Genomic DNA, 14,072 nt, shown 5'->3' on the forward strand with positions numbered 1-14,072 from the left:
TATAACAACCATAATTTTACCATATAATGAAACCCATTTTTGCAAAATTAATAACTATTGAAAATGTGTGCCGAGAACTTCTTCTCATTGGCCTTTCTGCTGAGGAAGCTTTGAATTCCCTCAGTAGACTGAACCGTAATGTCAATTGGTGCATTCGCGGGTAAGTACTTCTGCGCTGCTCCCTGGATGTATTGTGTAAAGCTGATAATTTCTGTCTGGCTGTAGAATTGCGTTGTAATGTTAACGTTCATACCGCTCAATGACCCATCCGTGTACTGTGCCTGAGCAGTAACACCACTTAGATTGGGGAAGAATCCTTGAATGGTTGATTTGAAGTTATCAAAAGAATCTTCATCGTTAGTACTAGGACCTTTTTTATTTGATTGAAGTGGGAAGACATAGTTTTTTTGATTAATTTTTGTCCACTTGCTGATCTTAGTTTCCGCGTTATCGTTTAGTGAATAAGCAAAGAAATTACCGCCGACTAAGCTATCATCCGATGCCTGCTTATATAACGCAATGATGATCGGAATATTTTTAAGGGCCTTTCTTTTCCGTAGCCGTTGAAGCACCTGATTGGCAATTTCTTTACCATGAGCTTGAACTTGGGCGTCAGAGATATTTGTTTGATAAGTTGGCCCATCCTGAGTCTTTTTATAATAATCGACTGAATTAATTCCCAGCCCCACCGTCATCGCAGATAACTTCAGGGACTTGCCACTCTGAGTCATAAAGTCCTGTTCATCAATTTGTGATAAGTAAAGTGGCGTTCGCGTATTTGGATTTGTCGACTTAGATTTTACGGGATTAAGCCCCGTTTGATTTGAGCTGGATTTTCTCCCTAACCAATTTTCAACTTGATCTGCCGATAGATATTGGCCCTCTTGAAAGACGTATTTCTTAGTTGAAAATTCTTTCTTAGAAATATTCAAAAGGCCATTTTCAAACCCCTTGATATTAAATTGGTTGGCTTCCTGGGAAACGCTCACGCCACGAGACTTGCTCGTCCGATAACGGCCGTTCTTAATGACACCCTGATAATAGTCACTGTTTGTCTGACCCGTTAACTGAGTTTTTTCCTTTGACCCGCTTGAGCTATTAGTATCACTTGACAGGTTATCGACACTGCCACACGCTGCTAACATGAACCCAGACAGGATAATCGAAATGCCCACAATTGCTTTTTTTAACATTGATTCTCCTCCACTGTTACTTCTCATTTGTCATTGCCTCACGAAAACGGGCTTCATCCCAAACTTCAATTCCAAGCTGAGTTGCCTTATCGTATTTACTACCAGGATCTTCACCAACCACAACAATATCGGTTTTCTTCGAGACGGAGCTGCTTACACTTGCGCCATGATTTTCCAACCATTCGGTCGCATCAGGTCGAGTAATCTCTTGGAGTTTGCCAGTTAAGACAAATTTTTTACCATTAAAAAACGAGTTGCTATTTTCGAGCTGCTCATCGCTAACGCCAAGATAATCCATATTAACGCCAACTTGCTTAAGCTGGCGAATCAATTCTTTTGATTGCGGCATTGAAAAATACGTTACGATACTATCGGCAATGACCATCCCCATTGTATCAATTTCGGCGATTTCTGGGGCAGAAGCCGTCATAAGTTTATCAATATTTTTAAAACGTTGGGCAATCAACCGAGCCGCCTTGATACCAACATGCCGAATTCCCAGCCCATAAAGCAGCCGTTCACAGGAATTTCCTCGGCTGTCATCAATGGCTGAAAGTAAATTAGTAGCAGATTTTTCACCAAATTTATCAAGTGTTAATAGCTGATCATGAGTAAGGCTATATAGGCCAGCAACATCGTTTAACATGTGTTTTTTGAACAGTTGAGCAATGATCTTGGGCCCTAAACCATCAATATCCATGGCATCCCGGGAAGCAAAGTGGGTTAGCCCCTCTTGTAGTTGAGATGGGCATTGCGGATTAATGCATCGCAAGGCAACTTCTTCATCTAAATGGACTAATTCTGACCCACAAGATGGGCATTCAGTAGGAATCGGATAAGGTTGACTATCCTTTGGGCGCTTTTCTTGGATATATTGAGAAATTTCTGGGATGATGTCGCCGGCTTTGTGCAGCTTGACAGTATCACCAATCCGAATATCCTTTTCTTCGAGGTAATCGGGGTTATGCAAGGACGCCCGACTTACCGTTGACCCTGCCAAAGTAACAGCATCCATAACGGCAGTTGGCGTGACAACACCAGTCCTTCCAACCGTCCATTCAATATCACGAACAACGGTTTGAACCTCTTCTGGTGGAAACTTGAACGCAATTGCCCAACGAGGCACTTTGACGGTTGCCGCCAACGACCTCTGCAGCGGCAATGAGTTGACCTTAATGACAATCCCATCGATCCCATAAGCTAAGCCGTCTCTGAGTTCTTGATACTTGTCAACATAAGCATCAATGTCCGCCATCGAATGAGCAACCTGATAACTGGGATTGATTGTAAACCCTAACGATTTCAATTCTTCGAGCAAGCCGCTCTGCGTATCGGTCTGCAGGTCATCGTAGTTCGCAACATTATACATAAACGTACTTAATTTGCGCCGCGCCGTCACTCGTGAATCAAGTTGCCGCAAACTACCTGCCGCGGCATTTCTTGGATTAGCAAAGGGAGCCTGCCCATTGTTTTGCCGTTCCTCATTTAATGCCGCAAATGAAGACTTAGGCATGTAACACTCCCCACGAACCTCAATATTAATTGGGCGGGTCAGCTTACGAGGAATTGACTTAATGGTTTTCAAATTACGGGTAATATCTTCACCAATTTGACCATTCCCACGCGTTGAACCTTGAATCAGGATTCCATTTTCGTATTTTAATGAAATTGCTAAGCCATCAATTTTGAGCTCACAATTGTAATTAAACGGAACATCATCGGAGGTTGTCAAATGATTAACAAAGTCACCAAGTTCTTCCTTTGAAAAAACATCCCCTAATGAAAGCATCGGGATTTCATGTGGCACCTTTGTAAACCCCGGAAGTGTGTGATCACCGACTTTTTGAGTGGGCGAATCTGTCGTTACGATTTGTGGAAATTGAGTTTCTAACGCAACTAACCGCTGATAAGTTTGATCATAAACGGCATCCTCAACACTTGGTGAATCATAAGTATAGTATTCATCAGCCCATTTATTTAGTTTTGCCCGAAGTGTTGTCGCCTCGTTTGCAGCTTGCGCTTCGGTCATTCCTTCAAAAGCCACAATAACACCCTCTGTTAAATGATTTCATTATCCAAATTTTCACTCTTGCTTTTTAATCGGCGCAAAGGCGGCCAGCAGGCGTTTAATTCCCTGTTCCTCAAAAGCAATGTCTAATTCCATATCTTCACCAGCGCCAGAAACTTTGACCACCGTGCCAGTTCCCCACGCCTTATGAGAAACTTTGTCGCCAACTTCCCAGGCTTTCTTGTCAGCCCCGGTTCCCTTCGGCTTTTCAACAACTTGATCGGGCCGATGATACGTGGTTACCGTAGCTCGTCTCGTCCGACGGTCAAAGGGAGTCGTCAAGGGGCTTTCTGCTTGCTGTGGATTATCATAATGAATTAATTCGGGCTTAATCTCGTTCACAAACCGCGACTCTGGATTATTCTGCCGGCGGCCATAAAGCATTCTTGAATAGGCATTGGTAATATACAGTTTTTCCTTTGCTCGGGTAATCCCAACATAGGCAAGCCGCCGTTCTTCCTGTAACTCTGACTCATCGTCGGCAGCTCTTGATAGTGGGAATAGCCCCTCTTCCATCCCCATTAAAAACACAACTGGGAACTCCAACCCCTTGGCAGCATGTAACGTCATCAAAGTCACTTGAGAATTGTCATCCTGCAAGTCGTCTTGATCAGATACCAATGCTAAATCACTCAGAAAATTAACCAAATTATCCTGACCAGTAGCTTCGGCATTTCCTTCATCATATTTCTGGGTAACGGAAATAAATTCTTCTAAGTTTTCCAGTCGGGTTTGCGCTTCCAATGACTTGGACGCTTTTAACGTACTGGCGTAACCACTTTCATCCAAAAGCGCTTCGGTAAGATCAGTAATTGACATTGACGCCATCTTGTTAGAAACCCGACTGATCATTTGCTCAAATGAAGCAATTGAATTTTTAGCTCGTGATGAAATTTCGTTTGCCAGGTCAATGTTTTTGGCAGCGTCAAGTAAGGACCAACCATGATCGTTGGCAAATAACCGCAGCTTTTCGATGCTTGTCTGACCAATTCCTCGTTTAGGTTCATTAATGACCCGTTCAAAACTCATGGAATCATTTGGATTACCTAGTAACGTCAAATAAGCAAGAATATCTCGAATTTCTTTTCGATCGTAGAACTTATGACCACCAACGATTGTGTACGGAATATTAGACTTCAGCAATGTCTCTTCAATGACTCGTGACTGGGCGTTAGTCCGGTATAGAATTGCAAAACTGCCATAATTACGCTTAGATTTCTTCATTTCCTCTTGAATTTTAGCCACGACATACCGGGCCTCATCGTTCTCAGTTTGACCCCGATAATAAGAAATCTGATCGCCCTGATCATTTTCGGTCCAGAGATTTTTGTCTGCTCGGTTATCATTATGAGCAATAACTGAATTAGCCGCCTCTAGGACGGTTTTGGTTGAACGATAGTTTTGCTCCAATAACGTCACGTGCGCGTTTGGATAATCTTTCTTGAAGTCCAAAATGTTTTGCATGTTGGCGCCCCGCCAGCCGTAAATACTCTGATCAGCATCTCCCACCACGCAAATGTTTTGATTTTTATTTGCTAAGGTATTAACCAGTTTGTACTGAGCTTCGTTGGTATCTTGATACTCATCGACGTGAATATAATGAAACTTATCTTGATAATATTCCAAGACATCTTGGTGCTGTTCAAATAATTGAATCGTTATCATAATCAGATCATCGAAATCTAAAGACTCATTTTGCTTTAATTCAGCTTGGTAACGCTCATAAACGTCAGCCACAATCTGGTCAAACGCACTGACTGCTTGCGCCTTGTAATCTTTTGGTGTCAGTAAATCATTTTTGGCGTTTGAAATAGCAGAAAGAATTGCCCTGGGATCGAATTTCTTTGGATCAATATTCAAGTCTCGTAAAACCCGTTTTACCAAAGTTCGCTGTTCGCTGGTATCCGCAATCGTAAATGCCCGGTTGTATCCTAACAAATCAATGTTCCTTCTTAAAATTCGCACGCAAAGCGCATGAAATGTTGACACCCAAACGTCATTACCACTCTCGTCTAAGAGTTTAGAAACCCGTTCGCGCATTTCTTTAGCTGCTTTATTAGTAAACGTAATTGCCAAAATGTGCCATGGCATCACGTTGTCGTGTTCAATTATGTAAGCAATCCGATGGGTTAGCACCCGCGTCTTGCCACTACCGGCACCAGCCATAATTAGAACTGGTCCTTCCGTATGAACAACAGCATCCTTTTGGTCCTTATTTAATCCTTTTAATAAACTTTCTTCTGCCACTAAAAACGTCATCCTCTCACATTTATCCAATCAATTATACCAAAAATTACGCGCTTTGGCTTGCCGCTAAAACCAGTGAGCGGAGCAAAGCGCTTAGAAATCGGAGTGTAAGTCTCCTATCGGGGGAATTCCTGGTTTTGGAATTTTTCCGATAGGTGCTTACACGCAGATTTCTGCTTTGCGCAGCTGTTCTAAACTAGCCATTTCCGCCCTGTTAAAACCAGATTCTCATTAGCTAAGCGAATAGCGCAACCATTCCAACACTCGGAATAATTGCGCTATTCGCTTAAAGTCTAGATCAACCCGGTCACTTTCCAAATCGACTTATTACTTTAAGAACACACTAATCACATAACCGGTACCCTGGAGAATTGCTTTCTTAATTAGTGACCATGTTCTTCATGGTCATTCTGCTGGTATTTTGCTTTGTAATCAATGTCAGCCCAAATACCAGTTGCTTCAAGCTGCATCAACGTATAGCTCAGAGACTCCGTTGGAATTAAGACGTTACCAACTGGCTTGCCATCATCCGCTGGTTGATTACCATAAATTGTAAAATGCCAGTTTTCCTTAATGAGCCACTGCGTTTTTACCCGTTGGTAATCCTTTTGGCGAATTGTCTGATAAACCGTTGATATCCCCTGGAAAACTTTTGATATCGGTAAACCAGCAATTGCCCGCAAGTGTTGTTCAAACTCAGTCACGTTAGTCGCATAATCAAATACAAACCCAGCTGGACTCAATAACGGGGCAACCCGACTAACGTAAATCGAACCACTTTTAGCCAAGAATAGATTAACCTCGAAAGTCCCGACGTAATCCAAATTAGTCGTGATTTCGTTGGTGATTCGTTCCATTTCCTTAGCAACACTCGGATCTAACTTTGCTGGTGTGAAAGCCGTCATTAACTGATTATCATGATAAATCACTTCCACAACGGGAAACATCTGATGGCTGCCATCAGCCGCTCGGGTAACAATTACCGAGTAATCAATATCGTGTTCAACGTATGACTCTAAGATGTAAGTCCCAGCATCGAGAAATCCTGATGCCAGCACAATATCTGCCTGATTCTTAATAAGCAGTTCCTTACCATCTAACAATCCCCGCTGAATTGGCTTTAAAATAGCCGGATACCCAATTGAATTGATTGCTTGATAAATATCTTCAAGCGTGACAATTGTTGAATATGGCACCATATTAATATTTAACGTTTCAAAAAAGCTTCGTTCAATTAACCGGTCTTGAACAATATCCAGCAACCCATCCTTTTGGGGAACAGCTGTAAATTGTGAAATATATCTAACAACTTCTGAATCAATCAAGTCGTTATCATACACCACCACATCACAGCGCTCAGCAAACATCTTTAACGTCTGCTTATCATCAATTGGCCCAATATACTTATAATCAGCGAGTTGGACTGCCTTGCTATCTTCATTTGAACTATACATACCGATGTTAAAGCCCATTTTCTTAGCAGTCATTAGGAGTATCGGCGTACTGTTACTCTCACCTAGGATACCAATCGTTTGACCTGGATAAAGGACGTTTGCTTTTGCCAATTATTTCACTACTTTCATACAATTATTGTTGTAATAATTCTAAATTAAACGAACCCACTAACACGATTTAATTACTCAACGAAGGTAACCTTTTGATTCTCTAACGAAGCAATTCGGGCCAGTGATTCTAACCGAACACCGGTTTTTTCGATCATTGACCGCCCCTTTTGAAAACTCTTTTCAATAACAATTCCAATCCCAGCAACTTGAACGTTGGCAACCTTAGCAATCTCAAGTAAGCCTTGAACCGCCTGACCGTTTGCCAAGAAATCGTCAATAATTAAAATTCGATCTTCGGAATTGAGGAACCGTTTATCAACACTAATGTCATTACTAACGCGTTTCGTATAGGAATAGACAGTTGCTGTATAAAGATTATCGGTCAAAGTGAGGCTCTTATGTTTACGGGCAAATATGAGCGGTACCCCCAAATGAAGTGCGGTCATTAGTGCAGGGGCAATTCCTGAAGATTCAACAGTTACTACCTTGGTGATCTTTTCACCTTCAAAGAGCTTAGCAAATTCTTTGCCAATCTCATCCATCAACTTGGTGTCAACTTGGTGATTTAAAAAGTTATCAACCTTTAGTACGTTTCCTGGTAAAACCGTTCCGTCTTCAACAATTCGCTTCTTGAGTAAATCCATTACAAAATTCCTTTCTAATCGTCGTATTGATATAACTTGTACTTTTTAATGATGGAAACCAGTTTTTCGGTGTAGGTTGGATCCGTTGCATAACCATCTCGTTGGAGGCCATCAGCGGCCTGTAAATAATTACTGGCATTGATAACGTCTTGATATTGACTTGAATTCCATTTTGTCCCGTATGCGAGCAACCGTGCGTGATCTGCCAGCGAGTCATTCCAATTATCATAAACTTCAAAGCGCGCCTTAACAGTGACATAGCGGCCATTAACAAACTCCTGAGTATCTAAGTAAACTGACTGAGTCTGACCACTTTGTGCTTTTACGCCAAAAAGATTATGATACTTACTTGCCAGCTTACTCGTTCCCCAATCAGATTCAAGGATTGCTTGGGCTAAGGTGATACTAGGAAGAATATTATAGTCGCCTTGAAGCCGCTGTGCTTGGGGCGCCAACTTATTAATAAACTTTTTGTGTTCGACCGCAATTTCAGTTGTTCCGTTATCAACCTGATTCGAATTCGAGTAACCATTTGATAACGCTCGAAACCCCAAAATAATCATTAACCCAAAAAAGATTAAAACCAACATCATAATTGTATTGGATTTTCGAACTCGCTGGCGACGCTTTTTTCCGTATTTAACCAATCCAACCCCAAACTTTCTAACTTTAGAATTAATTCTACTATAAATAACGATAAAGACAATTACTATTTCATGATTTTTACTGAACTAAAGGTAATGATAATTGACAAATTTGCTAATATCAGTTATGTTATCACTTGACACTTAATTATGGAGATGGAAACCAATGGCTAAAAACACCGAAGTATCAGAAGCACAATCAAAGTTCCACGTTGGTGATGAGGTTTCATTCAAGATCGAAAAGAAAACATTTAAAGGTTATGTTGATAAGAGTTATACCAACTCATTTCTAATAACATTTGAATCAGACGATCCCGAAATTATTGATAAATATCACAAGAAAGTCGTTATCAATAATCGTCATCTAAAAATGATCAAGGCTGCTCCTCGAGTTGAAACTGACGATGAAGATGATGAGGAAGACCAAGATAAGAATTCTAAGAAACCAAGTAAGAAATAAGCAGTGACCACATGAGACTGGGACAAAGCAATTTGTCGACAGCCTCTTTTTTGTTGCTTATTAAAGACCATTTTAGTGCAGCTACTAATTACTTACGTTCGCCTCTTGATAACCCGACTCAGCGGCACGGCAATTAACGGCGTGACAACGCCACTGAAAATGGCTTCAGGAATTCCGTTTGTCCCAACAACCCCAATTAAGTACGGCAACAATTTTTCCATATTAATCTGATAAAGCTGTGGGGCCTTCGCCTTGTAAAAAACATAGATGAGGCCAAGGACCAAGATAGTATTTGTCAGTGATCCCAAAATTGCGGCAATCGAAACACTCAACGATTGTCTCTTAATTCGCTTCTGCAGTGCCATGTATGCCCATCCGGCTACTAACCCAATCATTATCCGGGGGAAAACTGATACGATTGGATTAACAAAGACAATTGTTGCTAGTGGACTAGTCGGCCAGATATACGCCCGGATAAATGTAATAACGCCCCAAACACCACCGATGATCGCGCCATCAACCGTTCCAAGGAGAACGGTCGCAATCACGACAGTCGCTGGAATAATTGTAATACTTAGTGGGCCGATTGGGATATACCCAATCAGTGGAATTGAAGTTTGGAGAATGATAATTGCAATGAACATCGCCAATAAATTGAGCCTCAAGGTGTTATTTTTCTTCGGCATAATTCCCGCTCCTTTGAAATTTACTGGGTTAATTATACAATAACAAATTTCATTCTAGTATATTGGTGACTTCTAAAGTTCGTTATCACTCAAGTTTAAGACAAACTTCAGAATACAAAAAAACACCCCTGAAATAGGAAGTGTCTTGATTGTATATCCAAATTTTAACGCTTTGAGAATTGTGAAGCCTTACGAGCTTTCTTAAGTCCTGGCTTCTTTCGTTCCTTCATACGAGCGTCACGGGTTAATAATCCGGCACGCTTTAAAGGACCACGGAAGTCTGGATCAACGGCAAGCAACGCACGAGCAATTCCGTGACGGGTAGCACCAGCTTGACCAGAGAATCCACCACCATTAACGTTAACCAAAGTATCATAGTTGCCTAAGGTTTCAGTAACATTAAATGGTTGCACAACAACTTCACGCAAGTTTGCAAAGGGGATGTAATCCTCGATTGCTTTATCATTCATAATAATTTTTCCAGTTCCTGGTACCAAACGTACCCGAGCAACGGAATCTTTACGACGGCCTGTGCCGCTATATTGTACTTGAGCCAATGCGAATTCCTCCTTAAATTAGGTTAGTGATGTCAAATGCTTCTGGCTTTTGAGCTTGGTGATCATGTTCAGGGCCTGCATAGACATGTAACTTCAAACCGATTTTATGACCTAATGTGCCATGAGGAAGCATTCCCTTGACTGAAGTTTCAATCAATCTTTCTGGGTTCTTCTCACGGAATTCGCCAGCTGTCTTCTGCTTCAAGCCACCAATAAAGCGTGAATGATGGTAATAGATCTTACGAGTATCTTTATGACCAGTCAGTTTCACTTTACTTGCGTTAATAACAATTACGTTGTCCCCTGTATCTACGTTAGGGGTAAAAGTAGGCTTATTCTTGCCTCGTAGAATTGATGCGACTACTGATGAGAGACGTCCTAAAGCAACGCCGTCTGCATCAACGACGTACCATTTACGTTCTACTTCACCAGGTTTTGCCATATAAGTTGTACGCACTTTATATTCCTCCATTGTTCCTGTGTTTGTTCGACACCAAATAAGATTCCGGGGCTTATCGTGGGGCAAACAATACCAACTAACATAATACAAATTATTCATCTAAAAGTCAATCAGTTTCGGTGATTATCGTGGCCTAGTGGATAATTTTGTTGGGTGTTTAGGATCTTCGCCCTCATAATAAACTTTTTTTAAGTATAATCCTGATGCCGGCATTGTGAGCCGTGCTTGGTTGCGGTCCTTAACGGCGTACAAACGCAATATATCGTGTTCTGGGCGTCTTTGTGCCCCGATCTCGACAATCACCCCAACCATTATCCGAACCATGTTATATAGAAAGCCATTGCCATAGAACTCCAGCTGAAGTTCGTTTGCCTTTTCATCAAAATTAGCAGTTGCTTCATAAATTGTCCTAACGTTTGATTTAGCCGTGGAACCCGACGCAACAAAACTTGAGAAATCGTGCTCCCCAATGAAATCAGGCAGTGCGGCCCTCACTCGTTCTACATCAAGGGGAAACTTCCAATGACCAGTGTAGTTTCGCTTAAATGGATTCAAAAACTCCCCAAGATCAACCCGATAAAAATACCTTTTACCAGAAACGTCGTAACGAGCGTGAAAATTTGGCGAAACGGTCTCCACTTTCATTACTTCCATATCAAGCGGCAGCATACTGTTTAACCCGCGGTAAATTGCCTCCGTTGGCAAATCAAACGGAAAGTCAAAATGGACAACCTGACCAAATGCATGTACACCAGCATCGGTCCTCCCCGATCCATAAACGACGATTGGCAGTTGGGGATTTTTGGCCATTAGGTTGACTTTTTGTGTCAGTACGCCTTCAATTGTTCGCTTATTTGGCTGTCTTTGAAAACCACTAAAAAGTGTGCCATCATAGGCAATTGTTACTTTATAACGAATCATAATCACCCTTACTATTTTCGTAAATATAATACTAATCCACCAGCAACCAAAAAAACAATCCAACTCAATGTGTCCTTTAATTGCCAACGGTAAATGCGATATTTGCTGCGATGCTCACTATCGGTGAACCCCCTAGCCTCCATTGCCGTCGATAAATTCTCAGCATGATTGATTGCACCGGTAAATAACGGCACCAACAACGGCACTGCCGCCTTAACTCGGTGGGTTAAACTGCCAGAGCCAAAATCAACGCCACGGGAGCGTTGGGCGTTAAGAATCGTTTCCATTTCGTCCATTAACGTTGGGACGAAGCGTAGCGCAATTGATAGCATTAAAGCTAATGTATCCACTGGGAAATGGACCCTTTTAAGGGGTTTTAAAATCGTTTGAACCCCATCTGCAATTGCTAACGGCGTCGTTGTGAGGGTTAAAACGGTTGAAATCATAATAATCAACAGAAATCGAATGAAGATAAATCCGCCGTTAATTAAACTCAGGTTGGTAATTGAAAAAGGGCCCCATTGCCACAAAATAGTGCCACCACTGCTAAATAGGATCTGCAGGCCAACGGTAAAAATAATTAGCCAGATCAGTGGCCGAATTCCCTTAAGGAAAAACGTAATTGAAACGCCTGAAAGTAAGATCACGACAATAATCAGTAACGCCAAGACACCATAGGAAACTAAATTGTTCGCAAAAAATATAACAATCACAAAATAGAAACTCAATAATAGTTTTGATTGAGGACTCATCTGGTGGATCCATGAGTTTCCAGGAAGATAACGGCCGAAAAGAAAATTAGTCATCGGGATTTTCTCCTTTACGTGCTAACTCAGTGATTCTATCAGCAAGTTGGTCAATTGTCAGTGGCAGCTGACCAATCGGAACCCCTGCGTCAATTAATTGTTGGGCAAACTCGGCACTGGTGGGCAGATTGAGCTGCATCCGATAAACCCACTTGGGGTCCGCAAAGACTTCTGCCGGCGTTCCAGTTTGGACAATCTTTCCTTTGTCCATGACAACCACTTCTGACGCATAATTAACAACGTCATCCATTTGGTGAGTCACAAGAATGATCGTAATATGGTCATGATCATGCAAATAACTGGCCAAGTCCATTATCTCCTTATGCCCCCGGGGGTCCAGACCAGCAGTTGGTTCGTCCAAAATCAGCACTTCCGGTTTCATGGCTAAAACGCCCGCAATCGCAACCCTTCTCATTTGCCCCCCCGAAAGATCAAAGGGCGATTTCTCTGACAAGGATTTATCCAGTCCTACCAATTTCATTGCCTCGATAGCTGCCTGTTCAGCCTCGGCGTCAACCATTCCATAATTTTTTGGGCCAAACATGATGTCCTTAATAACTGTTTCTTCAAATAACTGCTTTTCTGGAAATTGGAAAACCATTCCGACATGCCGTCGAAGTTCCTTAAGGTTCTTGTTAGTCGTTGTAGGGGTAATTGATCGATTATAGACGGTCACACTTCCCTGAGTAGGCTTTAATAAGGCATTAATATGTTGAACCAGCGTTGACTTGCCACTACCGGTATGACCAATAATAGCGGTAAATGAATTTGTCGGAATTTCAAGTGAAATATTGTCTAATGCATTCTGTGCATAAGGAGTGTTTGCCTGATAGGTATGGGTTACTTGGTTGAAACTAATTGCTTTATCCATGCGATTAACCCCTCACGATCTAAATATTCCTTATCCAAATCAAAGTGCCGTCTTTTCAGTGCCGCAATCAATTGTGCCGTGTACGGTGCGTCTAGCCCAATCCGAGCCAATTGTTCCGTGTTGCTAAATATTTTTCCGGGGATGTCCTCATCAATCTTCTGCCCCTTATTAATAACAATTACTCGGTCTGCGCTGGCAGCTTCATCAATATCGTGAGTAATTGAGATAACAGTTAAATGATTTTTTTCTTTCAATTGGCGTACCAAATCAAGAATATCTTGCCGCCCCTGGGGATCTAACATGCTAGTAGCTTCATCAAGAATAATTATTTTAGGGCTTAACGCAACAATTCCTGCGATCGCAACCCGTTGTTTTTGTCCGCCCGATAGATTCGCTGGTATTCGATCTCGAAATTCCCACATATTGACGTTTTCTAAGCTTGTTTTAACAAGTTGATGCATTTTTTCGCGGTCAATTTGGCGATTCTCCAACCCAAACGCAACATCATCTTCAACGGTTGCCCCGACAAATTGGTCTTCTGGGTTCTGGAAAACCATGCCAATTTTGTTTCGAATATCAAAAACGTTCTGATCGCTTACGAGTAAGCCATCCACAAAGATTTGACCTTTTTTAAGAACATTTAACCCATCAATTAACCGGGCCAACGTACTTTTTCCGCTCCCGTTCTGTCCGATAAGCGCGAGCCATTCGCCTTCATGGACATCGAGAGAAAGCCCGTCAAATAATAACGGCTGGCCAGAATAATTAAACGAAATATTCTTAACTTGAATGATATCTTTCATGGTTGGATCCCTCATTTTGGTGAATAAGTAGTTTTATGTACAAAAAAATCACTTACAGGTAATCAGTGCATGGGATTAAATCCCACATTCAAACTAGACTAGGAATAAATTCCACCATCATAACGTTCTATACCAATAACCTGAGTG

The 14,072-nt window shown here is 41.7% G+C and carries 14 protein-coding genes; 1 reads left to right on the top strand and 13 read right to left on the bottom strand.

Going from position 1 to position 14,072, the window contains the following annotated elements:
* Positions 1 to 47: 47 nt before the first annotated feature.
* From FC98_RS05495 to FC98_RS05520, 6 genes are all read right to left on the bottom strand, one after another.
* A complete protein-coding gene (locus FC98_RS05495) occupies positions 48 to 1,193 on the bottom strand; it encodes a CamS family sex pheromone protein (protein ID WP_082602782.1) in 1,146 nt (381 codons plus the stop codon).
* Positions 1,194 to 1,209: 16 nt separating this feature from the next.
* Positions 1,210 to 3,237, bottom strand: coding sequence for an NAD-dependent DNA ligase LigA (ligA, locus tag FC98_RS05500; protein WP_008855764.1), 2,028 nt, complete (start codon positions 3,235 to 3,237; stop codon positions 1,210 to 1,212).
* Positions 3,238 to 3,276: 39 nt separating this feature from the next.
* Positions 3,277 to 5,508 (bottom strand): DNA helicase PcrA, encoded by a 2,232-nt coding sequence (gene pcrA / locus FC98_RS05505; RefSeq protein ID WP_040470881.1) that lies wholly within the window; start codon positions 5,506 to 5,508, stop codon positions 3,277 to 3,279.
* 383 nt (positions 5,509 to 5,891) lie between these two features.
* The gene (locus FC98_RS05510) at positions 5,892 to 7,073 is read right to left on the bottom strand and encodes an ATP-grasp domain-containing protein (protein ID WP_054654604.1); all 1,182 of its coding nucleotides are present in this window, start codon (positions 7,071 to 7,073) and stop codon (positions 5,892 to 5,894) included.
* Between the two features lie 71 nt (positions 7,074 to 7,144).
* A complete protein-coding gene (locus tag FC98_RS05515) occupies positions 7,145 to 7,717 on the bottom strand; it encodes a xanthine phosphoribosyltransferase (RefSeq protein ID WP_008855767.1) in 573 nt (190 codons plus the stop codon).
* Positions 7,718 to 7,731: 14 nt separating this feature from the next.
* The gene (locus FC98_RS05520; RefSeq protein WP_275452775.1) at positions 7,732 to 8,364 is read right to left on the bottom strand and encodes a glycoside hydrolase family 73 protein; all 633 of its coding nucleotides are present in this window, start codon (positions 8,362 to 8,364) and stop codon (positions 7,732 to 7,734) included.
* Positions 8,365 to 8,527: 163 nt separating this feature from the next.
* Here FC98_RS05520 and FC98_RS05525 point away from each other — a divergent pair, with 163 nt between their 5' ends.
* A complete protein-coding gene (locus FC98_RS05525; RefSeq protein WP_008855769.1) occupies positions 8,528 to 8,821 on the top strand; it encodes a hypothetical protein in 294 nt (97 codons plus the stop codon).
* Between the two features lie 92 nt (positions 8,822 to 8,913).
* Here the strand turns inward: FC98_RS05525 and FC98_RS05530 are convergent, their stop codons facing one another.
* From FC98_RS05530 to FC98_RS05560, 7 genes are all read right to left on the bottom strand, one after another.
* The gene (locus FC98_RS05530) at positions 8,914 to 9,507 is read right to left on the bottom strand and encodes an ECF transporter S component (RefSeq protein ID WP_054654606.1); all 594 of its coding nucleotides are present in this window, start codon (positions 9,505 to 9,507) and stop codon (positions 8,914 to 8,916) included.
* A gap of 164 nt (positions 9,508 to 9,671) precedes the next feature.
* Entirely contained in the window at positions 9,672 to 10,064 is a 393-nt protein-coding gene (gene rpsI, locus FC98_RS05535; RefSeq protein WP_008855771.1) for a 30S ribosomal protein S9, read from the bottom strand.
* A gap of 13 nt (positions 10,065 to 10,077) precedes the next feature.
* The gene (rplM, locus tag FC98_RS05540) at positions 10,078 to 10,521 is read right to left on the bottom strand and encodes a 50S ribosomal protein L13 (RefSeq protein ID WP_040470884.1); all 444 of its coding nucleotides are present in this window, start codon (positions 10,519 to 10,521) and stop codon (positions 10,078 to 10,080) included.
* A 126-nt stretch (positions 10,522 to 10,647) separates the two neighbouring features.
* The gene (gene truA / locus FC98_RS05545; RefSeq protein WP_008855773.1) at positions 10,648 to 11,445 is read right to left on the bottom strand and encodes a tRNA pseudouridine(38-40) synthase TruA; all 798 of its coding nucleotides are present in this window, start codon (positions 11,443 to 11,445) and stop codon (positions 10,648 to 10,650) included.
* 11 nt (positions 11,446 to 11,456) lie between these two features.
* Positions 11,457 to 12,251: an energy-coupling factor transporter transmembrane component T family protein gene (locus FC98_RS05550; RefSeq protein WP_008855774.1), complete on the bottom strand. Its 795-nt coding sequence runs from the start codon at positions 12,249 to 12,251 to the stop codon at positions 11,457 to 11,459.
* Positions 12,244 to 13,122 carry an energy-coupling factor ABC transporter ATP-binding protein gene (locus tag FC98_RS05555; protein ID WP_056949307.1) on the bottom strand — a complete coding sequence of 293 codons (879 nt, stop codon included), beginning with the start codon at positions 13,120 to 13,122 and terminating at the stop codon, positions 12,244 to 12,246. The genes FC98_RS05550 and FC98_RS05555 overlap by 8 nt, the downstream gene beginning before the upstream one ends.
* Positions 13,092 to 13,925: an energy-coupling factor transporter ATPase gene (locus FC98_RS05560; RefSeq protein WP_040470887.1), complete on the bottom strand. Its 834-nt coding sequence runs from the start codon at positions 13,923 to 13,925 to the stop codon at positions 13,092 to 13,094. Before FC98_RS05560 ends, FC98_RS05555 begins: the two co-directional genes overlap by 31 nt.
* Between the last annotated feature and the right edge of the window lie 147 nt (positions 13,926 to 14,072).

This window comes from Lentilactobacillus kisonensis DSM 19906 = JCM 15041 (genome assembly GCF_001434135.1).
GTDB lineage: Bacteria > Bacillota > Bacilli > Lactobacillales > Lactobacillaceae > Lentilactobacillus > Lentilactobacillus kisonensis.